At 70.5% G+C, this 21,421-nt stretch carries 19 protein-coding genes; 10 read left to right on the top strand and 9 right to left on the bottom strand.

The features are described 5' to 3' along the window. Positions 1 to 35: 35 nt before the first annotated feature. The 4 genes from P1Y20_RS07595 (at position 36) to P1Y20_RS07580 (ending at position 2,547) form a co-directional block, all read left to right on the top strand. Entirely contained in the window at positions 36 to 188 is a 153-nt protein-coding gene (locus P1Y20_RS07595) for a hypothetical protein (protein ID WP_304448056.1), read from the top strand. 116 nt (positions 189 to 304) lie between these two features. Next, positions 305 to 1,021 (top strand): ABC transporter ATP-binding protein, encoded by a 717-nt coding sequence (locus P1Y20_RS07590; protein WP_304448055.1) that lies wholly within the window; start codon positions 305 to 307, stop codon positions 1,019 to 1,021. Further along, the gene (locus tag P1Y20_RS07585) at positions 1,022 to 2,260 is read left to right on the top strand and encodes an ABC transporter permease (RefSeq protein WP_304448054.1); all 1,239 of its coding nucleotides are present in this window, start codon (positions 1,022 to 1,024) and stop codon (positions 2,258 to 2,260) included. Next, on the top strand, positions 2,260 to 2,547 hold the full coding sequence (locus P1Y20_RS07580; protein ID WP_304448053.1) for a DUF8152 family protein: 288 nt from the start codon (positions 2,260 to 2,262) through the stop codon (positions 2,545 to 2,547). Before P1Y20_RS07585 ends, P1Y20_RS07580 begins: the two co-directional genes overlap by 1 nt. On the opposite strand, the gene P1Y20_RS07575 is transcribed toward P1Y20_RS07580, so the two are convergent. Then, complete coding sequence (locus P1Y20_RS07575; protein WP_304448052.1) at positions 2,544 to 3,497, bottom strand: oxidoreductase; 954 nt, start codon at positions 3,495 to 3,497, stop codon at positions 2,544 to 2,546. The genes P1Y20_RS07580 and P1Y20_RS07575 overlap by 4 nt on opposite strands. Positions 3,498 to 3,587: 90 nt before the next feature. Between P1Y20_RS07575 and P1Y20_RS07570 the strand changes: the two genes are divergently transcribed. Both P1Y20_RS07570 and P1Y20_RS07565 read left to right on the top strand, forming a co-directional pair. Then, positions 3,588 to 5,417, top strand: a complete 1,830-nt coding sequence (locus P1Y20_RS07570) for a S9 family peptidase (protein WP_304448051.1) — start codon at positions 3,588 to 3,590, stop codon at positions 5,415 to 5,417. Between the two features lie 196 nt (positions 5,418 to 5,613). Continuing rightward, complete coding sequence (locus P1Y20_RS07565; protein WP_304448050.1) at positions 5,614 to 6,099, top strand: NUDIX domain-containing protein; 486 nt, start codon at positions 5,614 to 5,616, stop codon at positions 6,097 to 6,099. Here P1Y20_RS07565 and P1Y20_RS07560 read toward each other — a convergent pair. The 5 genes from P1Y20_RS07560 to proS all read right to left on the bottom strand — a co-directional run bounded on the left by P1Y20_RS07560 (position 6,096) and on the right by proS (position 15,218). After that, positions 6,096 to 7,142 (bottom strand): NAD(P)-dependent glycerol-1-phosphate dehydrogenase, encoded by a 1,047-nt coding sequence (locus tag P1Y20_RS07560; protein ID WP_304448049.1) that lies wholly within the window; start codon positions 7,140 to 7,142, stop codon positions 6,096 to 6,098. The genes P1Y20_RS07565 and P1Y20_RS07560 overlap by 4 nt on opposite strands. Before the next feature lie 52 nt (positions 7,143 to 7,194). After that, positions 7,195 to 8,172 (bottom strand): NAD-dependent epimerase/dehydratase family protein, encoded by a 978-nt coding sequence (locus P1Y20_RS07555; RefSeq protein ID WP_304448048.1) that lies wholly within the window; start codon positions 8,170 to 8,172, stop codon positions 7,195 to 7,197. 48 nt (positions 8,173 to 8,220) lie between these two features. Continuing rightward, positions 8,221 to 8,976 carry an MBL fold metallo-hydrolase gene (locus tag P1Y20_RS07550; protein ID WP_304448047.1) on the bottom strand — a complete coding sequence of 252 codons (756 nt, stop codon included), beginning with the start codon at positions 8,974 to 8,976 and terminating at the stop codon, positions 8,221 to 8,223. Positions 8,977 to 9,021: 45 nt separating this feature from the next. After that, positions 9,022 to 13,539, bottom strand: a complete 4,518-nt coding sequence (gene gltB / locus P1Y20_RS07545; protein WP_304448046.1) for a glutamate synthase large subunit — start codon at positions 13,537 to 13,539, stop codon at positions 9,022 to 9,024. Between the two features lie 224 nt (positions 13,540 to 13,763). Then, positions 13,764 to 15,218, bottom strand: a complete 1,455-nt coding sequence (gene proS / locus P1Y20_RS07540; protein WP_304448045.1) for a proline--tRNA ligase — start codon at positions 15,216 to 15,218, stop codon at positions 13,764 to 13,766. A gap of 270 nt (positions 15,219 to 15,488) precedes the next feature. On the opposite strand from proS, the gene P1Y20_RS07535 reads away from it, so the two are divergent. Continuing rightward, positions 15,489 to 16,121 (top strand): hypothetical protein, encoded by a 633-nt coding sequence (locus P1Y20_RS07535; protein WP_304448044.1) that lies wholly within the window; start codon positions 15,489 to 15,491, stop codon positions 16,119 to 16,121. 122 nt (positions 16,122 to 16,243) lie between these two features. Here P1Y20_RS07535 and P1Y20_RS07530 read toward each other — a convergent pair whose 3' ends face one another. From P1Y20_RS07530 to P1Y20_RS07520, 3 genes are read right to left on the bottom strand one after another with little or no spacing between them, the layout of a single operon-like run. Then, positions 16,244 to 16,567 (bottom strand): AzlD domain-containing protein, encoded by a 324-nt coding sequence (locus P1Y20_RS07530; protein ID WP_304448043.1) that lies wholly within the window; start codon positions 16,565 to 16,567, stop codon positions 16,244 to 16,246. Beyond that, entirely contained in the window at positions 16,564 to 17,259 is a 696-nt protein-coding gene (locus P1Y20_RS07525) for an AzlC family ABC transporter permease (RefSeq protein WP_304448042.1), read from the bottom strand. The genes P1Y20_RS07530 and P1Y20_RS07525 overlap by 4 nt, the downstream gene beginning before the upstream one ends. 52 nt (positions 17,260 to 17,311) lie before the next feature. Further along, a complete protein-coding gene (locus tag P1Y20_RS07520; RefSeq protein WP_304448041.1) occupies positions 17,312 to 17,791 on the bottom strand; it encodes a DUF7984 family protein in 480 nt (159 codons plus the stop codon). 215 nt (positions 17,792 to 18,006) lie between these two features. On the opposite strand from P1Y20_RS07520, the gene P1Y20_RS07515 reads away from it, so the two are divergent. The 3 genes from P1Y20_RS07515 to P1Y20_RS07505 all read left to right on the top strand — a co-directional run bounded on the left by P1Y20_RS07515 (position 18,007) and on the right by P1Y20_RS07505 (position 21,402). Beyond that, positions 18,007 to 19,923, top strand: coding sequence for a beta-CASP ribonuclease aCPSF1 (locus P1Y20_RS07515; protein ID WP_304448040.1), 1,917 nt, complete (start codon positions 18,007 to 18,009; stop codon positions 19,921 to 19,923). Between the two features lie 192 nt (positions 19,924 to 20,115). Then, a complete protein-coding gene (locus tag P1Y20_RS07510) occupies positions 20,116 to 21,219 on the top strand; it encodes a DolP-mannose mannosyltransferase (RefSeq protein WP_304448039.1) in 1,104 nt (367 codons plus the stop codon). Between the two features lie 30 nt (positions 21,220 to 21,249). After that, positions 21,250 to 21,402, top strand: a complete 153-nt coding sequence (locus tag P1Y20_RS07505; protein ID WP_304448038.1) for a hypothetical protein — start codon at positions 21,250 to 21,252, stop codon at positions 21,400 to 21,402. Positions 21,403 to 21,421 lie beyond the last annotated feature (19 nt).

The raw sequence follows: 21,421 nt of genomic DNA, 5'->3' as shown, positions 1-21,421 counted from the left end.
GCAACGTTTATATTTAGGCCTCCCTAAATCCAGTCGTGAGCACCCCACAGTCCGAACCCCTCGACGACGACGGGGTCCGGGCGACCGCCTGTCGGACGTGTCCCGGCCGCACCCTCATCGTCGAGGAGGGGAACGTCGACGGGTGGGTCGTCTCCGACCTCGTCGTCGACCTCGACCAGTACCGATAGCCGCCGCCCCTGTCGCAGTCGCCCGCACTGGCGCCCGCGCCTGCACCGCCCGACGTCCGACCGTCGACCCTCCCGCCGACGGAACGCTTATCGAACGAGCGACCCTCTCTCGGCCAATGGCTACGGCCCAGCAATCGACCGTCGAGCCGGCCGTCTCGCTCGCCGACGTGCGGAAGGTCTACCGTCGCGGCGAACCGGTGTACGCGCTCGACGGCGTCTCGCTCGAGGTCCCTCGTGGCTCGTACCTCGCCGTCATGGGACCGAGCGGGTCGGGCAAGAGCACGCTCATGAACCTCATCGGCTGTCTCGACACGCCCACCGAGGGCACCGTCCGGGTCGGCGGCCGCTCGGTGGCCGACCTCTCCGGCCGCGAGCGGACCGCCCTCCGCGGCCGTGAGATCGGCTTCGTCTTCCAGACGTTCAACCTCATGCCGAAGCTCACGGCGCTCGAAAACGTCTCGCTCCCGATGACCTTCCAGGGGGTCGACCGCGAAGAGCGAACCGCCCGCGCGCGCGACCTCCTCGCGCGCGTCGACCTGGCGGACCGCGCCGACCACCGCCCGAGCGAACTCTCGGGCGGCCAGCGCCAGCGCGTCGCCATCGCCCGCGCGCTGGCGAACGACCCCTCCATCCTGCTGGCGGACGAGCCGACAGGGAACCTCGACAGCGAGACGGGCGCGACCATCCTCGACCGGTTCGACGACCTCAACGACGAGGGGAACACCGTCCTCATGGTCACCCACGAGCGGTCGGTCGCCGAACGCGCCGACCGCATCGTCCACCTCCTCGACGGCGAGATAGAGCGCATCGAGCACCTCGACGGGGTGGCCTGAGTGGACCTCCGGCAGGCCGCGCGCATCAGCTGGCAGTCCATCCGCGGGCACAAACTCCGCTCCTCGCTCACCACGCTCGGCGTCGTCATCGGCGTCGCGGCCGTCATCACGTTCGTCACGCTCGGCGGCGGCCTCGAACAGAGCATCATCGGCGACGTCGGCGGGGGCGGCGCCGCGAGCGTCAACGTCTGGGCGACCGAGGACGAGAACGGCCCGCCCGGCGCCGGCGCTCAGCCGGTGTTCACCGAACGCGACGTGGAGAGCCTGCGGTCGGTCGAGGGCGTCGAGAGCGTCGTCCCCCGGAGCGTCGTCCCGCTCTCGGCCGTCGAGGCGAGTGGCGAGACGGTCGCACAGAGTCAGGCGACGGCCGTCACGCCCGCCTACTTCGACGACGAGGACATCGCGGAGGGGCGGGCCTTCGAGGACGGCCAGCGCGAGGTGGTGGTGAACCCCGCCGCCGCGAGCCTCTTCGAGGAGAACGTCACCGTCGGCGACCGGGTGAACCTCTCGCTCGGCGACGGCCGGACGGTGAACGCGACGGTCGTCGGCGTCCTCGCCTCCTCGCAGGGACTGGGCGCCTTCGACGGCCTCGACGCGTCCCCGCGGGTGTACGTCCCGCCGGACCCGTTCTACTCGGCGACCGTGACGAGTCCGACGACCGGCGAGCACCTCCGGGTCTACCCCACGCTGGTCGTCGAAGCCGAGCGCCCCGAGGAGGCCGAGGCCGTCGGTGACCGGGTCGTCGAGGCGCTGGAGGAGGACTCCGACGCCGCCCAGCTCGCGCCCGACGACTACGAGTTCGCCGCCCAGACCAACGAGCAACTGCTCGACCAGTTGCGGGACATCCTCGACACGCTCACGGACTTCATCGTCGGCGTGGCGGTCATCTCGCTGGTCGTCGGCTCCATCGGCATCGCCAACATCATGCTCGTGAGCGTCACCGAGCGCACCCGCGAGATAGGCATCATGAAGGCCGTGGGGGCACAGAACCGCGATATCCTCCAGCTGTTCCTGCTGGAGGCGGTCGTCCTCGGCGTCGTCGGGGCGGTGCTCGGTACCGTCCTCGGCGTCGTCGCCGGTTACGTCGCGACGGTGTTCGTCGATATCCCGTTCGTCTTCCCGTGGACGTGGACCGCCATCGCCGTCGTCGTGGGCATCCTCGTCGGCGTCCTCGCCGGCCTCTATCCGGCGTGGAACGCCTCGCGCACCGACCCCATCGACGCGCTCCGGTACGAGTGATGACCGACGACCCCGACGACCCCGACGACCGTCCGCTCGCTCGCGTCCACGCTCACCTCGCCGCCACCGCCGACCTCCCGCTCGACCCGACGGCGAACCGCTGGCTCGGCGAGGCGACGGCCGTCGCGAGGGACGTCGCGGACGGCGACGCACCGCGAGCGGCCGTCGAGACGCGCGTCGAGCAGTTGCGCATGCTCCTCTCGCACGTCGAGGGGACGGGACACCCGGAGGGCGACGCGCACGTCGCGGCCGCCCGCGACCTGCTCGACTCGTTCGACCTCGACTAGCGCCGCGCCTCGGCCAGTCGGTCGACGTCGTAGGTGACGCCGGTGAGCGCCGCAGAGCGCGTCCAGAGGCGGTCGGCGGCCGCCCGGTCGTGGGAGTCGTCGCTGGACTCGACGCGGTCGGGGAGGCCGCGCCACTGGAACGGGCCGCCGGGGCCGTAGAACGCCCCGCCCTGGACCGGCGACCCGGCGGCGGCGTACAGCACCGGGAGGGCTCCTCGGTGCGCGGACTGGGCGAACAGCGCGTTCGCGAGGTCCATCGCGCGCGCCTTCAGCCGGTTGTCCTCCATCTCGGGACCGGCGCGCTGGAGGTTCGTGGCCGCCCATCCCGGGTGGGCCGCGAGGCTCACCACGTCGAGGTCGGCCGCCCGCAGGCGGCGGTCGAGTTCGTAGGCGAACAGGAGGTTCGCCAGTTTCGAGCGGGCGTAGGCGTCGTGACGGTCGTACTCGTCCTCGTCAGTGTCGAAGTCCGTGTCGCCCTGCCGGTGGAGGAGGCTGCTGACGCTGACGACGCGGGACGTCCCCGGCGTCGCGGCGAGGCGGCCGAGGAGGTGGCCCGTGAGCGCGAAGTGCCCGAGGTGGTTGACGCCGAACTGGAGTTCGACCCCCTCGGCCGTCTCGCGGTAGGGGGTGTGCATCACGCCCGCGTTGTTGACGAGGACGTGGAGGTCGTCGTACGCCGCGCGGAACCCCTCGGCGAACGCCCGCACCGACTCGAGGTCGGCGAGGTCGAGCGCGCGGAGGTCGAGGTCGGCGTCCGGGACGGCCGCGTACAGCTCCCGGCGGGCACGTTCGCCGCGCTCCTCGCTCCGGCAGGCCATCACTACCGTCGCGCCGTGGGCCGCGAGTTCGCGCGTCACTTCGTAGCCGAGGCCGCTGTTCGCCCCCGTCACGACGGCGACGCGCCCCGTCTGGTCCGTGAGGCGGTCGGCCGTCCAGCCAGTCGTAGCCATGGTCGAGGGGGAGGGTTGCGACACCTATAATCCACCCCCTCTCTCCCCCCGCCCCCAAACGGCTATCCCGGTGCCCTCCGACCCCTCCCCATGCGCGACATCGAGCGCTACCTCAACATCAGACGCGCCTACGGCGGCACGCTCACGCCGGACGGCACGCTCGCCTTCCTCATGACGACGACGGGCGTCCCGCAGGTGTGGTCGCTCGCCGAACCCGAGACGTGGCCCGAACAGCGGACCTTCTACGACGAGTCCGTCTCGTTCGTCACCGCCTCGCCGACCCGCGAGGAGGCCGTCTTCGGCATGGACGAGGGCGGCGACGAGCGGATGCAGCTCTACCGACTCGACCTCGCCCCGGACCCCGACCCCGCGGCCGACCCCGTCGTCCCCCTCACCGACCTCGGCGACCGGCGGGCGAAACACCGCTGGGGGGGCTGGAGCCACGACGGCGAGCGGTTCGCGTTCGCCTCGAACCGCCGCGACGAGGCGGCGTTCGACGTGTACGTCCAGGGGCGCGGCGAGGGGGGAGAGGACGCCACCCTCGTCCACGAGGGCGACGGCTGGCTCACCGTCGCGGGGTTCTCGCCGGACGATTCGGCGCTCGTCGTCTCGGAGGCTTACTCCTCGTTCGACCAGGACCTCTACGCCCTCGACCTCGACTCGGGGGACCTCACCCACCTCACCCCCCACGAGGGGTCGGTCCGGTTCCTGAGCGCGACCTGGGCGCCCGACGGCGAGGGCATCTACACCGCCACCGACCGCGACGCGGACCGCCTCTACCTCGCGCACGTCGCGCTCGACGGGACGCTCACGCCCGTCGTCGAGGACGAGTCGTGGAACGTCGACGGCCTCGCCGTCGACCACGACACCGGCCGGGCGGTCTACTCGCGGAACGTCGACGGCTACACGGACCTGACGGTCGGCGACCTCGACGGGACGACCTTCCGGGAGGGGCAGCAGGTCGACCTCCCGCGGGGCGTCGCGGGCGGTGTCAGTTTCGAGGCGGGCGCGCGGCGGTTCTCGCTCACGGTGACGGGGAGCACCGACAACTCGAACGTCCACCTCGTCGACGTCGACTCCGGGGAGACCGAGCGCTGGACGCGCGCCTCGACCGCCGGCGTCCCCCGCGAGTCGTTCGTCGAACCCGACCTCGTGCGCTACGAGAGCTTCGACGGCCGGGAGATTCCCGCGTTCTTCTCCGTACCGCCCGCGGCCGCCGAGCGCGACGGCGATGGCGAGGGCGTCCCCGTCATTGTCGACATCCACGGCGGCCCCGAGAGCCAGCGTCGCCCCTCGTTCTACGCGCTGAAGCAGTACTTCCTGCGCCACGGCTACGCCGTCTTCGAACCGAACGTCCGCGGGTCGACCGGCTACGGCACGGCCTACACCCACCTCGACGACGTCGAGAAGCGCATGGACAGCGTCGCCGACATCGAGGCGGCCGTCGAGTGGCTCTCGAACCAATCGGCCGTGGACCCCTCGCGCGTCGTCGCCTTCGGCGGCTCCTACGGCGGGTTCATGGTGCTCGCCGCGCTCACGGAGTACCCCGACCTGTGGGCGGCGGGCGTCGACGTCGTCGGCATCGCGAACTTCGTCACCTTCCTCGAGAACACCGGGTCGTGGCGCCGCGAACTCCGCGAGGCGGAGTACGGCTCGCTCGACGACGACCGCGAGTTCCTCGAGTCCATCAGCCCCATCAACACCATCGACGCCGTCCGCGCGCCGCTGTTCGTCCTCCACGGCGCGAACGACCCGCGCGTCCCCGTCGGGGAGGCGAGACAGGTCGCGGCGGCCGCCCGCGAGCAGGGCGTCCCCGTCGAGGAACTCGTCTTCGAGGACGAGGGACACGGCGTCGCCAAACTGGAGAACCGCGTCGAGGCCTACTCGCGAATCGTGTCGTTCCTCGACGAACACGTCTGAATCGGTGATTGTTTCGTCGATGTAGGCTCCCCCTTTCGGGGGACTGCGACCGACTCCTACACACGACGACATCTCATCTCGCTCCTGTGGCCGGAGCACAGTGTCTCGACGGCTGACGTTCAAGCCCCGATTTGATGACGGCCGAGCGGTGAGAGAGTGGGCCGGGTTTATCCCGATAGATTCGAAACGACGGACGATGGCCGCAAGCGAATCACAGGAGAGCGTCTCCGCCCACCTGAGTGCGCTCGACGACGTCTACGACGGCTTCGCGGTCAGCCAGACCACGGTCCCCGTCCGACCCGCGGTGTACGACCGGTTGGCGTCGCTCGGTACGCAGAGCGTCGTCGACGCCGCGGTCCGCGTCCGGAACGCCGAGGACCAGGTCCTCGCGGTCAAGGAGGGCGGCGAGGGATGGACCGACCCCTACGGCGCCGTCGAACGCGACGAGACCATCGAGTCGGGTGCGCGACGCTGCCTGCGCGAGCGAACCGGCATCGACGCCTCGCTCGACGAACTCCTCTCGGTCACCATCCTCTGTCTCACGGACGCGGACGACCCCGACCGCGAACCGCTCTACCGCCTCGCCGCGCTCTTCTCCGGCACGCACGTCACGGGCGACCCGGCCGCGGAGTGCGAGTGCGCGTGGCGCGCGCGCCCGCCGCGGTCCTCGGCCGCCCTCTAGACGACGTCGGTCACCGTCGCCGCCTCGAGCGCGGCGTCGCGGCTCACCCCGTCGCCGAGGATGGTGTATCGGTCGCGTATCTCGTGGGCGGTCGTCATCGCCTCGACGAAGTCCTCGTCCTCGATGTGGAGGTCCGCGGCGGTCGTCGGCGCGCCGAGGTCCGCGAGCGCGTTCCGGACGTTCCGCCAGCGACCCGCGCTCCCCGAGTGGAGGTACTCGGTGACGATGCTCGCCACGCCCACCTGGTGACCGTGGAGCGCCGCCCCCGGCGCGATGCGGTCCAACTGGTGGGAGATGAGGTGTTCGGCGCCGCTGGCGGGCCGCGAGGACCCCGCGATGGACATGGCGACGCCCGAGGAGACGAGCGCTTTCACCACGATCCAGGCCGACTCCTCGAGTCCGGGTTTGATGGACTCCGCGTTGTCGACGAGCATCTCCGCGGTCATCCGCGAGAGCGCGCCCGCGTACTCGGAGTACTCGACGTTCTTCAGGCGGTGGGCGAGTTCCCAGTCCCGGACGGCGGTGTAGTTGGAGATGATGTCCGCACACCCCGCCGTGGTGAGTCGCCACGGCGCGTCGGCGATGAGTTCCGTGTCCGCGACGACGGCCAGCGGCGGTTCCGCCGCCACGCTGTGGCGGGTGTCGCCCTCGGGGACCGACCCGCGCCCGGAGACGATGCCGTCGTGGCTCGCGGCCGTCGGGACGCTGACGAAGCCCATCGCGAGCGTGTCGGAGGCCATCTTCGCGATGTCGATGGCCTTCCCGCCGCCGACGCCCACGAGGAAGTCGACCTCCTCGGCGCGCGCCGTCTCGATGACCTCCTCGACGGCGGCGAAACTCGCCGTCTCGACGGTGACGATGGCGCTCCCGTCGAACTGGGCCGCGACCCGGTCGCCGGCGATCTCCCGCGGCGTCGGACTCGTGACGACGAGCGGCGTCCCGCCGAGGTGGACCTCCGAGACGGCCGCCGCGGCCTCGTCGAGGACGCCGTGGCCGACGACGACGTTGCGTGGCAGGCGAATCCACGCGTGCTTCTCGAACATACACCAACTCCCCGGGGGCGGGTGATAACGGTTTGTTCTCCCGACCCCGGAATCAGAACGTCTCGAGGACGCCGAGGACGCGTTCCTCCGCCTCGCGGTCCGGCCCCTGCTCGCGGCCCGCACCGTCCTCGTGGCCCTCGACGGTCGCCGCCACCGTCTCCGAGAGCGGCGTCGCCGTCCAGCCCAGCGACTCCAGTTCGTGCGTGTCGAGGACGTGCGGGTAGTCGAGGTACAGCGGGAAGTCGGCGGGTTCGAGGTCGCCGGCCGACAGTTCGCGCTCGCCCGCCCGGACGACGTCGACCTCGGTGCCGACCTCCGCCGCGAGCAACTCGACCCACTCCCCGAGGACGGGGAGCGTGTGGTCGCCCACGTTGTACGCCGCGCCCGCCTCGCCGTCCTCGGCGACGACGCGCAGCGCGCTCGCCACGTCGCCGACGTAGACGAGGTGGCGGAGGTCGGTGTAGGGGACGACGAGGCGGTCGTGCGTCAGGACGCGGTCGACCCAGTAGTCGAAGCGCTCGGTGTAGTCGTGGGGCCCGTACACCACGGGCGGTCGGACGCTCATCGCGCGGACGCCCCGCTCGGCGGCGGCGAACACCGCCCGGTCGCCCTCCGCCTTCCGGGGGCCGTAGCTGTCCCAGGAGTCGTCGGTCGCCTGCTCCGCGCTGCAGTCGTGCAGCGGCGTCTCCCCCTCGCGCTTGGGGACGACCGACGCGCCGTAGGCGGCGCCCGAGGAGACGTAGACGTAGGCGTCGCAGTCGGCGAATATCTCCGTCGCGGCGCGGACGTCCTTCGGGTAGTAGGCGACGCAGTCGACGACGACGTCCGGGTCGACGCGCTCTCGCGCCAGTTCCAGCGCCGAGTCGTTCGTCCGGTCGCCCTCGACGTGCTCGACGCCCTCGCGGTCCGCGAACGGGTTCTCGCGGTTCCCGCGGGTGAAGAGCGTCACCTCGTAGCCGTGGTCGAGGAACTCCTCGACCGCGTGGCGACCGATGAAGCGCGTCCCGCCGACGATGAGTACGCTGTCCATGCTCCTCGCTGCGGCCGGCCGCGACAAACGCCTGCCGGTCTCGCCGGTCTACTCGAACGCGACGCGCTCGCCGTCCGCGGGGACGTGGACCTGGTCCCCGACGCCGGCCTCCTCGGCGGCCGCCCGGAGGTCCTCGCGGGTGAGCAGGCAGTGGTTGATGGCCTCCATGTGGACGGCGACGACGGGCGCGTCGGTGTGCTCGCAGACCGCGACGACGTCCTCGGCGGTCATCGTGATGGGGTCGCCCTCGACGAACCGGGCGGCGCCCGCGTTCACGACCACGACGTCCGGGTCGTACTCGGCGAGCGTCTCCGCCACCCCCTCGTACCAGACGGTGTCGCCGGCGACGTAGACGCTCCGCTCCTCGTCCCGGAGGAGGAACCCCGAGACGGGACCCATGCGCTCGGCCAGTTCGCCGTGACCGTGTCGCGCCGGCGTCCGCACCACCTCGGCGTCCCCGACCACGTGGGCGTCGTCGACGGTGCGCACCTCGTCGAACTCGGTCCCGAGTTCCTCGGCATCGGCCGGTTGACAGACCACCGGCAGTGCCCCGGCGAACCGTTCGACTGCGGGGTCGTCGAGGTGGTCCTGGTGGCGGTGCGTCACGAGGAGGGCGTCGGCCCCGTCGAGGGACGTTCCATCGGGCAGGTCGACGAGGGGGTTGCGCCGGTCGTTCGGCGTGTTCTGGACGGGCGGGTTCGCCCCCGCCTCGCTCAGCATCGGGTCGACGAGGAACGTCGTCTCCCCGACGGTGAGGAGGAGCGTCGCGTGACGGACCAACTGCAACGAACCGTGTGGTGCCATGTCACGTCGAACGGGGGGCGACGAGAAACCGGTTGTGCTCCCCGCTCAGTCCGCGCCGACGCGCTCGCCGTCGGCACCGCCGGCGATGGGGGTCGCGCTCGCCGGCAGGTCCCCGCGCACGTCGAACTGCTCCTGTTCCTCGATGACGGCCGCGTAGGCGTCGGGCAGCACCTTCACGACCGTCGAGAGCGCCTCCTCCCACTCCTCGAGCAGGTCGGCGGCGCGCTCGCTGCCGGTGTACTCGCGGTGGTTCTCGACGAGTCGCCGGAGCAGCCGCCGGTCGCGCTCCTCGAGGTCGCGCGAGAGCGTCACCATCCCTTTGTTGACCTTCGACTCGAAGTCGCCGTCCTCGTCGAAGACGTAGGCGATACCGCCGCTCATCCCCGCCGCGAAGTTCCGGCCCGTCTCGCCGAGGACGGCGACGGCCCCGCCGGTCATGTACTCGCAGCCGTGGTCGCCACAGCCCTCGACGACGGCCTTCACGCCGGAGTTGCGGACCGCGAAGCGCTCGCCCGCCACCCCGTTGACGTACGTCTCGCCGTCGGTCGCGCCGTAGAGCGCGACGTTGCCGACGAGGACGTTCTCGTCCGCCTCGTAGGCGGCGTCGATGGGCGTCTCGACGACGAGTTTCCCGCCCGAGAGCCCCTTGCCGACGTAGTCGTTGGCGACGCCGGTGAGGCGGAGGCTCACACCGCGTGCGAGGAACGCGCCGAGGCTCTGGCCCGCGACGCCCTCCAGGTCGAGGGCGATGGTGTCGTCGGCCAGACCGGCCTCGCCGAAGCGCTTCGAGACGTGGTGCGAGAGCATCGCCCCGACGGCGCGGTCGGTGTTGTCGATGTCGCTACTGAGGTGGACCGGCTCCTCGCGGTCGAGCGCGGGGGCGGCCTTGGCGATGAGGCGGTGGTCGAGCGCCTCGTCCACGTCGTGGACCTGCTCGATGGTCTTCGTCCGGTCGTCGCTGTCGGGCGAGACGAGCATCGACGTGAGGTCGAGTTTGCGCGCCTTCGGGTGCGTGACGTCCTCGCGCTGGCGCAGGCAGTCGACCCGACCGACCATCTCCTCGACGGTCCGGAAGCCGAGGTCCGCCATCAGCTCGCGGAGCTCCTGGGCGATGAACGTCATGTAGTTGATGACGTGGTCGGGCTGACCGGGGAAGCGCTCGCGCAGGTTCTCGTCCTGCGTGGCGACGCCGACCGGACAGGTGTTGTTGTGACACTGCCGGGCCATCACGCAGCCGGAGGTGACGAGCGAACTCGTCCCGAAGACGTACTCCTCGCCGCCGAGCAGGGCGGCGACGGCGACGTCGCGGCCGGTCTTCAGCCCGCCGTCGACGGTGACGCGGATGCGCGAGCGAAGCCCCGTGTGCCGGAGCATCTGGTTCGCCTCCGCGAGACCGAGTTCCCACGGCAGGCCCGCGTTCTTGATGGACGTCTTCGGCGAGGCACCGGTGCCCCCGGAGTGCCCCGAGATGTGGACGGCGTCGGCCTTCGCCTTCGCGACGCCCGCCGCGATGGTGCCGATGCCGGCCTCCGAGACGAGCTTCACGTTGACGTCGGCGTCCGGGTTCGCCGTCTTCAGGTCGTGGATGAGCTGTTTCAGGTCCTCGATGGAGTAGATGTCGTGCAGCGGGGGCGGCGAGATGAGGCCGACGCCGGGCGTCGAACACCTGACGTGGGCGATCATCTCGTTGACCTTCATCCCCGGGAGCTGTCCGCCCTCGCCGGGCTTGCTCCCCTGGGCCATCTTGATCTGCAGTTCGTCCGCGTGCGTGAGGTAGTTCGAGGTGACCCCGAAGCGCCCGGAGGCGACCTGCTTGACGTTACACTCCTTCTCGGTGCCGAAGCGCTCCGGCGGTTCGCCCCCCTCGCCGGTGTTGGACTTCGCGCCGAGGCGGTTCATCGCGATGGCGTTGTTCTCGTGGGCCTCCGGCGAGAGGCTCCCGAGGCTCATCGCGGCCGTCGAGAACCGCTTCACGATTTCGTGGACGGGTTCGACCTCCTCGATGGGCACCGACTCGCGGTCGGAGTCGAGTTCGAGCAGCCCCCGCAGCGACTGGAGGCGCTCGCTCTGGTCGTTGCTGAGCTCGGCGAACTCCGTGTAGCGCTCGTAGTCGCCCTGGCGGACGGCCTGCTGGAGGATGCCGACGGTCTGCGGGTTCCACTCGTGGTGGATGCCCGTCTTCCGGTTCTCGAACTCGCCCTGGCGTTCGAGGGCCGGGTCGTCGCCGAAGGCGAGTTCGTGGCGCTCGCGCAGGCCGGCGTCGAGGTCGGTCACGTCGACGCCGCCGGTGCGGGCGGTGGTCCCCTCGAAGTACTCCGCGACGAACGCGGAGTCGAGGCCGACCGCCTCGAAGATCTGGGCGCCGCGGTAGCTCTCGACCGTCGAGATGCCCATCTTCGCCATGATCTTCAACAGCCCGTCAGAGAGCGCCTTGTGGTAGGCGGCGAGTGCCTCGGAGCGGTCGGCCCCGTCCGGGCCGGCGACGACGTCGGCGATGGTCTGGTGGGCGAGGTAGGGGTTGACCGCGCCCGCGCCGTAGCCGACGAGCGTCGCCATCTGGTGGACCGTCCGCGGGTCGCCGGACTCGACGACGAGGCCGACGCGGTTGCGCAGCCCCGTCCGGACGAGGTGGTGGTGGATGGCACCGACGGCGAGCAGGCTCGGAATCGGGAGGCGCTCGGCGCTCGCGGCGCGGTCCGAGAGGACGAGCACGTCGCACTCGTCGGCCGCGCGCGCGGCCTCGTCGCGGACGCGCTCGACGGCCTCGGCGAGCGTCTCGCTCGCCTCGAACGTGATGTCGAGGACCTGCGAGGCGACCCGTCCGTCGAGGTCCTTCAGCGCCGCCGTCTGGGCGTCGGTGAGGAACGGCGAGTCGAGTACCAGCTGTTCGGCGTGTTCGGGCGACTCGGCGAGCAGGTTGCGCTGGTTGCCCAGGCGGCACTCCTGGGAGGTGACGAGCTCCTCGCGGATGTAGTCGAGCGGCGGGTTCGTCACCTGCGCGAACAGCTGCTTGAAGTACGAGTCGAGCGGCCGGTCGTAGTCCGAGAGGACGGTCAGCGGCGTGTCGTCGCCCATCGACCCGACGGGGTCCTTCCCGTCGCGGGCCATCGGTTCGACGAGGTGGTCGAGTTCGTCGTGGGTGTAGCCGTAGAGCGCCTGACGGGCGCGCAGTCCCTCGACGGGGTCGCCCACGTCGGGGGCGTCGTCGTCCGCGAGGCGGACCTGCCTCTCGGCGACCCACTCGCCGTAGCGCTCGTCGGTGAGCGACTCGAAGACTTCCTCGTCGGGGATGACCCGTCCCTCGTTCGGGTCGGCGAGGAACAGCTGGCCGGGCTGGAGGCGACCGCGCTCGCGGATGTCGCCCGGGTCGTGGTCGAGCGCGCCCACCTCGCTCGCCATCACGAGCGTGTTGTCCTCGAGGATGTCGTAGCGACAGGGGCGCAGGCCGTTGCGGTCGAGCACCGCGCCGACGCGCTCGCCGTCGGTGGCGGCGACGAGGGCGGGGCCGTCCCACGGTTCGACCAGCGAGGAGTGGAAGTCGTACCACTCGCGGCGCGACTCGGGGACGCCCGTCTCGGCGTCGCGCCACGCCTCGGGGATGAGCATCCGCAGGACGTGGGGGAGGTCGCGGCCGCCCTGCAACAGCAGTTCGACGGCGTTGTCGACGCTGGCGGTGTCGGACTGCTCAGGGTCGTTGATGATGGGCCGAAGGGTGTCGAGGTCGTCCTCGTCGAAGTCCGGGTGGGCGAGGTCGTTCTCGCGCGCCCGCATCCAGTTGATGTTCCCCTGGATGGTGTTGAACTCGCCGTTGTGGATGATGGTCCGGTAGGGGTGTGCGAGGTGCCACGCGCCGAGGGTGTTCGTCGAGAACCGTGCGTGGACGAGCGCGAACGTCGAGGCGACGCGCTCGTCGTGCAGGTCGGGGTAGTAGTCGCGGAGCTGTTCGGCGGTGAGCAGTCCCTTGTAGACGAGGCGGGTGCGGTCGAGCGAGCAGACGTAGAAACGCTCGCGTCCCGGCAGGTCCCGCGCCTCGACGGCGTTCTCCACGGCGCGCCGGGCGACGTAGAGCCGGCGGTCGACGGCCTCCGCGCTCGCGCCGTCTGACGGCGCGACGAACGCCTGTCGGACGGCCGGTTCGGAGTCGAGGGCCGTCCGGCCGAGGTCCGCGTTGTCCGTCGGGACGTCCCGCCAGCCCAGCACGTCGAGGTCGTGCTCGTCGAGTACCTCCTCGAAGAGCGCTTCCAGTCGCTCCCGCGCGCCGTCCTCGGTCGGCAAGAAGAGGGCGCCGACGGCGTACACCTCGGGGAGGTCGAAGTCGAGGACGTCCGCGAAGAACTCGTGGGGCGTCTGGAGCATGATACCCGCGCCGTCGCCGGTGTTCGCCTCGGCGCCGGTCGTGCCGCGGTGTTCGAGGTTCCGCAGGAGGTCCAGTCCGTCCGATACGACCCGGTGGGAGCACCCACCGTCGAGGTCCATGACGACCCCGACGCCGCAGCTACCGCGGTCGTCGTCGGGCCTCGCGAGTCCGGCGCCGCCCGCGAAGCTCCGTGGTTGTTCAGCCATACCATACCTGCAGTAATCCCATCGTATGAGAGTTCTGCTCAAGGGGGTATCCCTCTGTTTATGCTATATTAAGTCATATTAAATCGGGTGGGTGTCGTAAAGGTCCTCGTGCGAACTGGAAAGACGGTACGTCGAACCGCCTCGGACCGGTGGAAAAATCGTTCGGAACGCGACTTCGTCGTGACGTTCGTCAGTGAAGCGCGTTCGACCTCACGTTCGTCCAGTCAGTAGGTGCGCGCGAAGTAGGCCGTCCGCTCGGCCGTCTCCCCGCAGACCCCACACTCGTCGTGGACGGGCGGCTCCTCGTCGTCGAGGGGAACCATGACTATCTCGGCCGCGATCTGCTCCTTTATCTCCGCCTCGCAGGACTCCTCGCCGCACCAGCCGGTCTCGACGTAGCCCCCGTGCCGGCCGATGGTGCCCAGTATCTCGTCGCGGCTCTCCGCCTCGCGGACGTTCGACTCCAGGGTCTCCTCGGCGGCGGCGTAGAGCTTCGCGTAGACGGTGTCGAGCGCCTCCTCGACCGCCCCCTCCAGGTCGTCGCGGTCGGCGACCTCGGTCTCGCCGTCGGGGCGGTGGACGAGCGTCACCTCCCCGTCGCTGACCTCGTTCGGTCCGACCTCGATGCGGAGGGGGACGCCCTTCAGCTCCCACTCGTTGAACTTGAAGCCGGGGTTGCGCTCGTCGCGGTCGTCGAGGTCGACGCGCACGCCGGCGGCCTCCAGGTCGTCGACGAGTTCCCCACAGTAGTCGAGGACCTCCTCGCGGGTGTCCTCCTGCCAGATGGGGACGCAGACGACCTGCGTGGGGGCGATGGTGGGCGGCAGCACCAGTCCCTGGTCGTCCGAGTGGGTCATGACGAGCGCGCCCAGCGCGCGCCAGGAGACGCCCCACGAGGTGGTGTGCGCCAGCTGTTCCTCCTCGTCCTCGTCGGCGTAGGTGACGTCGTAGGCCTCCGCGAAGGAGGTACCGAGGTGGTGGCTGGTGCCGGCCTGGACGGACTTCCCGTCGGGCATGAGCGCCTCGACGGTGGTGGTGGTGTCGGCGCCGGGGAACTTGTCGTGGGCGGGCTTCTGTCCACGGAGGACGGGCATGGCGAGGACGTCCGTGTAGAGGCGCTCGTACTGGTCGAGGCGGCGCATCGTCTCCGCCCAGGCGTCCTCGTGGTCGCGGTGGGCGGTGTGGCCCTCCTGCCAGAGGAACTCCTTCGTCCGGAAGAAGGGCTTCGTGTCGGTCGCCTCCCAGCGCACGACCGAGCACCACTGGTTCACGCGCAGGGGCAGGTCGCGGTGGCTGCGCACCCACCGGGCGATGAACGGCGTGATGATGGACTCGCTGGTGGGCCGGACCGCGAGGCGCTCCTCGAGTTCCTCGTAGCCGCCCTGGGTGACCCACGCCACCTCGGGGTCGAACCCCTCGACGACGTCCTTCTCGCGTTCGAGGTAGCTCTCGGGAATGAACAGCGGGAAGTAGGCGTTCTGTACGCCCGTCTCCTTGAACCAGCCGTCGAGGGCGGACTGGATGCCCTCCCACAGCGCGTAGCCGCGCGGTCGCGTCACGATGAACCCGCCCATCGGCGCGTAGTCCGCGAGGCCGGCCTTCTGGACGACCTCGGCGTACCAGTCGCCGGGGTTGTGCTCCTTGGACTCGGTGATGCCGAGTTCCTGTTCGCCGCTCATACCGGTAGGTGTCGCAGGGTGGGCTTAAGTCCGACGTGATGCCGACACGCCCTCGCGCACCCGAGCACCGTCGACCGCCGGGCGGGGCCTAACCACGTCGGGTCGGCCCGGACTAACTGATTAGGTCGCTACTACACGCGCTCGGTCGGCCAAGAGTCACACGTCTCTCGTAGAGAGCAGGGCGAATCAACCATGCCACGAAGTGATGCGAGACGTGCGCTCGTCTCCGTAGCGGTCGTTCTCGTCGTGATCGGGCTCGTGGTCGGTTCCATGGGTGCGCTGGCCGGTCAGGGCGCCGACGAACCCACGGGCGACGGAGCGAACGGGAACGACGCGAACGCGGACGACGAGAACGGGAACGACGGGGCGAACGAAAACGGTGACGACGAGGGTATCGACGTCGAGGAGACGGACGAGGGTATCGACGTCGAGGGCGACGGTCGGCAGATACACCACGACGCCGACGGCGACCTCGAGGTGCAGAGCACGGAGAACGACCTCGACTTCGAGACCAGCGACGACGGGAGCGAGGTGTCGCTCGAGAGCGACGACCTCGATATCGAGCAAGACGACGACCACAGCGAGGTCGAGACCGAGGACGTGGACTACGACCGTGACGCCGACGGCGACCTCGACTTCGAGAGCGCGAGCGGCCCGGTCGACATCGAACTCGACGCCGACAGCACCGACGTCGAGAGCGACGGCCTCGACATCGAGGAGGACGACGACGGCCTGGAGGTCGACGGAGACGACGTCGAGTTCGAGAGCGACGGCGAGGGCGGCGTCGAGTTCGACGACGGCGACGTCACCATCGAGCAGGACGGCGACTACCTCGACGTCGAGGGCACGGACGGCTTCCACGTCGAGAGCGACGGCGACGACGTCGACGTCGACGGGAACTGACCCGTCCCCTCGCGGCGTCGGGCGGTCGAACGGACGCGGTGACGGCGTCGGTTTTTCGGCGACGACGGACACGGACGGAGCGTGCCTCGTGCGGCGACCGACGGGTGACGGAGCGGTCGCGCTCAGAGGACCGTCTGGAACACCACCAGCGCGACGAGTCCGGAGACGATGGTGGCGAGGACGCTCTCGGTGCGCCAGGCGACGGCGACGGCGAACAGGCCCGCCAGCAGACGCGCCGGCGAGAACGACTCCGGCGAGAGCGCGACGATGTCGGGTGCGACCAGCGCCGCCAGCACCGCCGGCGGGACGAACGACAGCGCCCACCGGACGCGCGTCGGGACCGTGTCGACGCGCTCGAACAGCAGGAAGAACGAGAGGCGGATGAGGAACGTCCCGAGCCCCGCCGCGAGGATGACCAGCCAGAGGTCGAGACCGGCGAGGCTCACTCGTCACCCACCCCGTCTGCGACCATCCCGCCGGCGATACCGCAGAGCGCGCCCACGACGAGGCCGAGGTTGAACGGGAGGCCCGCCCCGACGACGGCCACCCCGCCGCCGACGGCCGCGGCCGCCGCCGTCGCGCGTCCCTCGATGGCCGGGACGAGCAGCGCGAGGAACGTCAGTGGGACGGCGAAGTCGATGGGTATCGACTCGGGGACGGCCGCGCCCGCGACGATGCCGACGACCGTACACAGTTGCCAGACGACCCACAGCGGGAGGGCCGCGCCGAGGTAGTACCACGTCCGCGAGCGCGGTCCCTCCTCCTCGCCGAAGCGCGTCACGGCGAGCGCGTACGCCTGGTCGGTGAGCAGGTAGGCGAGCGGGACGCGCGCGAGCGTTCGCAGACGGTCGAAGTAGGGCGCGAGCGACGCGCTGTACATGCTCATGCGGAGGTTGATGATGAGCACCGTCGCCACGACGACGACGGCGGGCGCGTCGCCGCCCACGAGGTCGATGGCCGCCAGCTGGGAGGCGCCGGCGAAGATGAACACCGACATGCCGACGGCCTGGAGGGGGTCGATGCCCACCGCGACGGCCGTCGCGCCGGCGAGCAGGCCGAACGGCACGATGCCGACCATGATGGGGGCGACGGCCCGCGCGCCCGCGAGGAACGACGCGCGCCGCGCTAGCGAGGTCATACTGGGGGTAGAGCGATGGGCGAGAAATCCGGTTCGGTTCGGCGCCAGAGGCTCACCGGACGGCGAACGGGCTCTCGCTCTCGGTCCACGACCATCCCGGCAGCCGGGTCTGGAACCCCGCCGCGAGCGCCGCGTCGAGGTCGTCGAGGCCCGCGCCCCCCTCGTCGTTGTGGTGGTGGATGTCCGCGTAGTGGAAGGTGGCCTCCGCGAGCAGCGCGAGGGGCTGGCCGCCCGCGATGGTGCTCGCCAGTTCGCGCCCGAGGAACTCGTCGACGACGAACCCTGGGTAGTCGCCGGCGACGTCGAGGGCGCGAAGCATCGCGACGAGCGCCGCCGCGTTCACCGCGCGGTCGCCGTCCGCGAAGACGGTGTCCACCTCCGTGCGGTACTGTTCGTCGTCGACGGGTGCTACCTCGGTGTCGAACGCCTCGCCGAGCGACCGTCGCACCTCGGTGATGAAGGGGGCGATGGGGCGTTCGCGGACGAACTCGTACTCCGCTCGGACGCGCTCGGGCGTCAGGTCGAGGTCCATACCCCCCGTGCGCGTCGCGGGGACGTGGCCTTTGCGAAGGCTTTTATAATGATGGTGGTATATGCCCAGATAACGCGGGTTTTCCGGGCCGTGACCGCGGCACGAGTCACCTAGCATGACGTACTGTTACAACCCGACGCTGGTTCGTTCCCGGCGCGTCGCCGGGGAGCGTCCGGGTGTGGCGTACGCCGGAACCCCGCCCTCTCGAGTGAGTTATGAGTACGGTAGAGAAGCAACTCGACGCGCTGAAGGCAGAGATTACCGAAGAGGTCCCCAACGACATCTCGATCTCCGACGTCACCTACGAGGGACCGGAACTGGTCATCTACACGCGAGACCCCAAGCGGTTCGCGCAGAACGGTGACCTCGTTCGAACGCTCGCGGGGAAGCTCCGCAAGCGAATCACCGTCCGGCCGGACCCGGACGTCCTGTCGCGACCCGCCGACGCCGAGGAGCAGATCCGCGGCGTCATCCCGGAGGAGGCGGGGGTCACCGACCTCGACTTCCACGCGGACACCGGCGAGGTGGTCATCGAGGCCCAGAAACCCGGTATGGTCATCGGTCGCCACGGCTCGACCCTCCGCGAGATAACGAAGCGTATCGGCTGGACCCCCGAGGTGGTCCGCACCCCGCCCATCGAGTCCTCGACGGTCTCGAACGTGCGCAACTTCCTGAAACAGGAGCGCGACGACCGGCGGGACATCCTCGAACGCGTCGGTCGCCAGATTCACCGCCGCGAGATGTCCGACGACGAGTGGGTGCGCATCTCGACGCTCGGCTGCTGTCGGGAGGTCGGGCGCGCCTCGTTCATCCTCTCGACGCCGGAGACGCGCATCCTCGTCGACTGCGGCGACAAACCCGGCTCCGACGACGTCCCGTACCTCCAGGTGCCCGAGGCGCTCGGGTCGGGCGCGGCCTCCCTCGACGCGGTCGTGCTGACCCACGCCCACCTCGACCACTCCGCGCTCGTCCCCCTCCTGTTCAAGTACGGCTACGACGGCCCCATCTACTGCACCGAACCGACGCGCGACCTGATGGGCCTGCTGACGCTCGACTACCTCGACGTGGCGGCCAAGGAGGGCCGCGCGCCGCCCTACGAGTCCGAGATGGTGCGCGAGGCCATCAAGCACTGCATCCCGCTGGAGTACGGCGACGTCACCGACATCGCGCCGGACGTGAAGCTCACCTTCCACAACGCGGGCCACATCCTCGGGTCGGCGGTGAGCCACTTCCACATCGGCGACGGCCTCTACAACGTCGCGTTCTCCGGCGACATCCACTACACCGACACCCGCCTGTTCAACGGCGCGGTCAACGAGTTCCCCCGCGTCGAGACGCTCGTCCTGGAGTCGACCTACGGCGGGCGCAACGACTACCAGACCGACCAGGAGGACTCCGAGCGCAAACTCGTCGAGGTCATCAACGAGACCTACGACCGTGGCGGGAAGGTCCTCATCCCCGCCTTCGCCGTGGGTCGGTCCCAGGAGATCATGCTCGTCATCGAGGAGGCGATGCGCACCGGCAAGATTCCGGAGATGCCCGTCCACCTCGACGGGATGATCTGGGAGGCGACGGCCATCCACACGACCTACCCCGAGTACCTCCGCGACGACCTCCGCGACCGCATCTTCCACGACGACGAGAACCCCTTCCTCTCGCCGCAGTTCAACCACATCGACCGCGGCGAGGAGGAGCGCCAGGAGGTCGCCGACGGCGAACCCTGTATCATCCTCTCGACCTCCGGCATGGTCACCGGCGGTCCCATCATGTCGTGGCTCGAACACGTCGGGCCGGACCCCGACTCGCGGATGGTGTTCGTCGGCTACCAGGCCCAGGGGACGCTCGGTCGGCGCATCCAGAACGGCTGGGACGAGATACCGATGAACGGCCGCGGCGGGCGCGCGAACACGCTCTCGCTGAAACTCGACGTCGAGACGGTCGACGGCTTCTCCGGCCACGCCGACCGTAACGGCCTGATGAACTTCGTGCGCACGATGAACCCCCGCCCGGAGAAGGTACTCTGCGTCCACGGCGACGAGGGGAGCGTCCAGGACCTCTCCTCGGCGCTCTATCACGAGTTCAACATGCGCACCTTCGCCCCGAAGAACCTCGAGACGTTCCGGTTCAAGTAACGTCGCGTCACCCACGCTCGCGTTCTCCTCGCACCGCACAGCACCCGTCACCGCACGCCGCGTCCCGCGGGGCGCGTTACCCGTCGCTTACCGCGTTCTATCCTCTAGCTAACAAATAACTAGTATCGTGTCTCTCTCGATTATGGAACTGTTCTCGACCGGAACCGGGCGCGGGTCGCCGGAGGTGGTCCCGTGAGCCTCGCCTCCCGGTCGGTCGGCGTGCCGGTCGGGACGTGGGTCGCGGGGCTCCCCGACCGCCTCCGCGAGCGGTGGGTCGTCGCGCTGGCCGCCGTCGCGTTCCTCGCAGAGACGCTGGCGTTCGTGCGGGTGCTGGTCGGCGTCGACCGTCCGCCGGCGACGGTGTCAGACCTCGCCGCGCGGGTCGGCGGTCCCACCGTCGCGTGGGGCGACCCGCTCTCGCTCGGCGGGGAGGCGGCGCTGGCGCCGGTCGCCTACCAGACGGCGGCGCTCCTGTCCGTCGTCGCCGGCGGGGACCCGACGCTCGCCTACCTCCTCGGCGTCGGCCTCTCGGTCGGCGCCTGTGTCGGGTGCGTCGTCCTCGTCGCCCTGCTCGCACACCGGCTCACCGGCGACCGGACCGCGAGCGTCGCCGCCGGCCTCTCGCCGTTCGCGCTCCCGGGGTTCGCCGCCGGGCCCCTCTACGGCTTCGCGGCGACCTACGCGGCGCTGCTCGCGGGCCTGCTCTGTCTCCACCTCGCGTTCGAGCGCTCGCCCGCTGCCGCCGGGTTCGCGGGCGCGGCCGCCGCCGGCCTCTGGCTCCCCGCCGTCGTCTTCCCGGTGACCGGCGCCCTCCTCCTCCGGCGCGACCGCGAGGCGCTGTTCGGCTACTTCGTGGGGACCGTCGGCCTCGCCGGGTTCGCGCTCGCGCACCTGCTCGCGGCGGGCACCGCGGGTGTCGTCGTCGACCGGGTCGCGGGCGACCTCTCGGCGGTCGAGGTCGGTGCTGCCCTCGCACGGTTCGGACCGACGGTCGCCGCCGTCGGCGTCGCGTTCCCGCTCGCGGTCGTCGGCGCGGGCGGCCTCGCGGCGCTCGCGCGCGAGGCGCGACCGACGGGCGCGCACCGCTGGGCGGTCGCACCCGGCGGCTGGTTCCTCGCCGTCGCCCTCTCGGGGGGCGGCGGTACCGCGCTCGTCCCGGCGGCGGCGTTCCTCGCGCTGGGGGTCGGCGTCGCGGCCACCCGTCTCGACGGCCCGCGACGGCGCGCGTTGCTCGTCGCACTGGCGGCCGTGCTCGTCGCGAACGCCGTCGTGCTCTGGGTCGCCCTCCCGGTGTGAATAAGGCCCCGGCGCACCCACGGGTACGACATGACCGACACGGACGAGGCGCTACGGACGTTCTTCCGTCGGACCGACGAGGTGTTCCACGAGTACGACCGCGGCTACATGGACGCCGACGCGGCGATGAGCGCGCTGGAGACGTACGTCGCGGACCTCCGCGACGGGACCGAGGTGGCGTGACACGCCACAGTTATGCTCC

This window comes from Halomarina ordinaria (assembly GCF_030553305.1).
GTDB classification, from domain to species: Archaea; Halobacteriota; Halobacteria; order Halobacteriales; family Haloarculaceae; genus Halomarina; species Halomarina ordinaria.
The sequence above is the reverse complement of the archived record's forward strand: the minus strand, read 5'-3'. Positions and strand labels throughout refer to the sequence as shown.

What these genes read in the sequence shown, in the direction of transcription:
- proS (WP_304448045.1), bottom strand. Translation starts at nt 15,218, where the DNA reads ATGAGCGGCGAACAGGAACTCGGCATCACCGAGTCCAAGGAGCACAAC.
- P1Y20_RS07590 (WP_304448055.1), top strand. Translation starts at nt 305, where the DNA reads ATGGCTACGGCCCAGCAATCGACCGTCGAGCCGGCCGTCTCGCTCGCC.
- P1Y20_RS07575 (WP_304448052.1), bottom strand. Translation starts at nt 3,497, where the DNA reads ATGGCTACGACTGGCTGGACGGCCGACCGCCTCACGGACCAGACGGGG.
- P1Y20_RS07555 (WP_304448048.1), bottom strand. Translation starts at nt 8,172, where the DNA reads ATGGACAGCGTACTCATCGTCGGCGGGACGCGCTTCATCGGTCGCCAC.
- P1Y20_RS07550 (WP_304448047.1), bottom strand. Translation starts at nt 8,976, where the DNA reads ATGGCACCACACGGTTCGTTGCAGTTGGTCCGTCACGCGACGCTCCTC.
- P1Y20_RS07535 (WP_304448044.1), top strand. Translation starts at nt 15,489, where the DNA reads ATGGGTGCGCTGGCCGGTCAGGGCGCCGACGAACCCACGGGCGACGGA.
- gltB (WP_304448046.1), bottom strand. Translation starts at nt 13,539, where the DNA reads ATGGCTGAACAACCACGGAGCTTCGCGGGCGGCGCCGGACTCGCGAGG.
- P1Y20_RS07570 (WP_304448051.1), top strand. Translation starts at nt 3,588, where the DNA reads ATGCGCGACATCGAGCGCTACCTCAACATCAGACGCGCCTACGGCGGC.
- P1Y20_RS07560 (WP_304448049.1), bottom strand. Translation starts at nt 7,142, where the DNA reads ATGTTCGAGAAGCACGCGTGGATTCGCCTGCCACGCAACGTCGTCGTC.
- P1Y20_RS07520 (WP_304448041.1), bottom strand. Translation starts at nt 17,791, where the DNA reads ATGGACCTCGACCTGACGCCCGAGCGCGTCCGAGCGGAGTACGAGTTC.
- P1Y20_RS07505 (WP_304448038.1), top strand. Translation starts at nt 21,250, where the DNA reads ATGACCGACACGGACGAGGCGCTACGGACGTTCTTCCGTCGGACCGAC.
- P1Y20_RS07565 (WP_304448050.1), top strand. Translation starts at nt 5,614, where the DNA reads ATGGCCGCAAGCGAATCACAGGAGAGCGTCTCCGCCCACCTGAGTGCG.
- P1Y20_RS07515 (WP_304448040.1), top strand. Translation starts at nt 18,007, where the DNA reads ATGAGTACGGTAGAGAAGCAACTCGACGCGCTGAAGGCAGAGATTACC.
- P1Y20_RS07525 (WP_304448042.1), bottom strand. Translation starts at nt 17,259, where the DNA reads ATGACCTCGCTAGCGCGGCGCGCGTCGTTCCTCGCGGGCGCGCGGGCC.
- P1Y20_RS07580 (WP_304448053.1), top strand. Translation starts at nt 2,260, where the DNA reads ATGACCGACGACCCCGACGACCCCGACGACCGTCCGCTCGCTCGCGTC.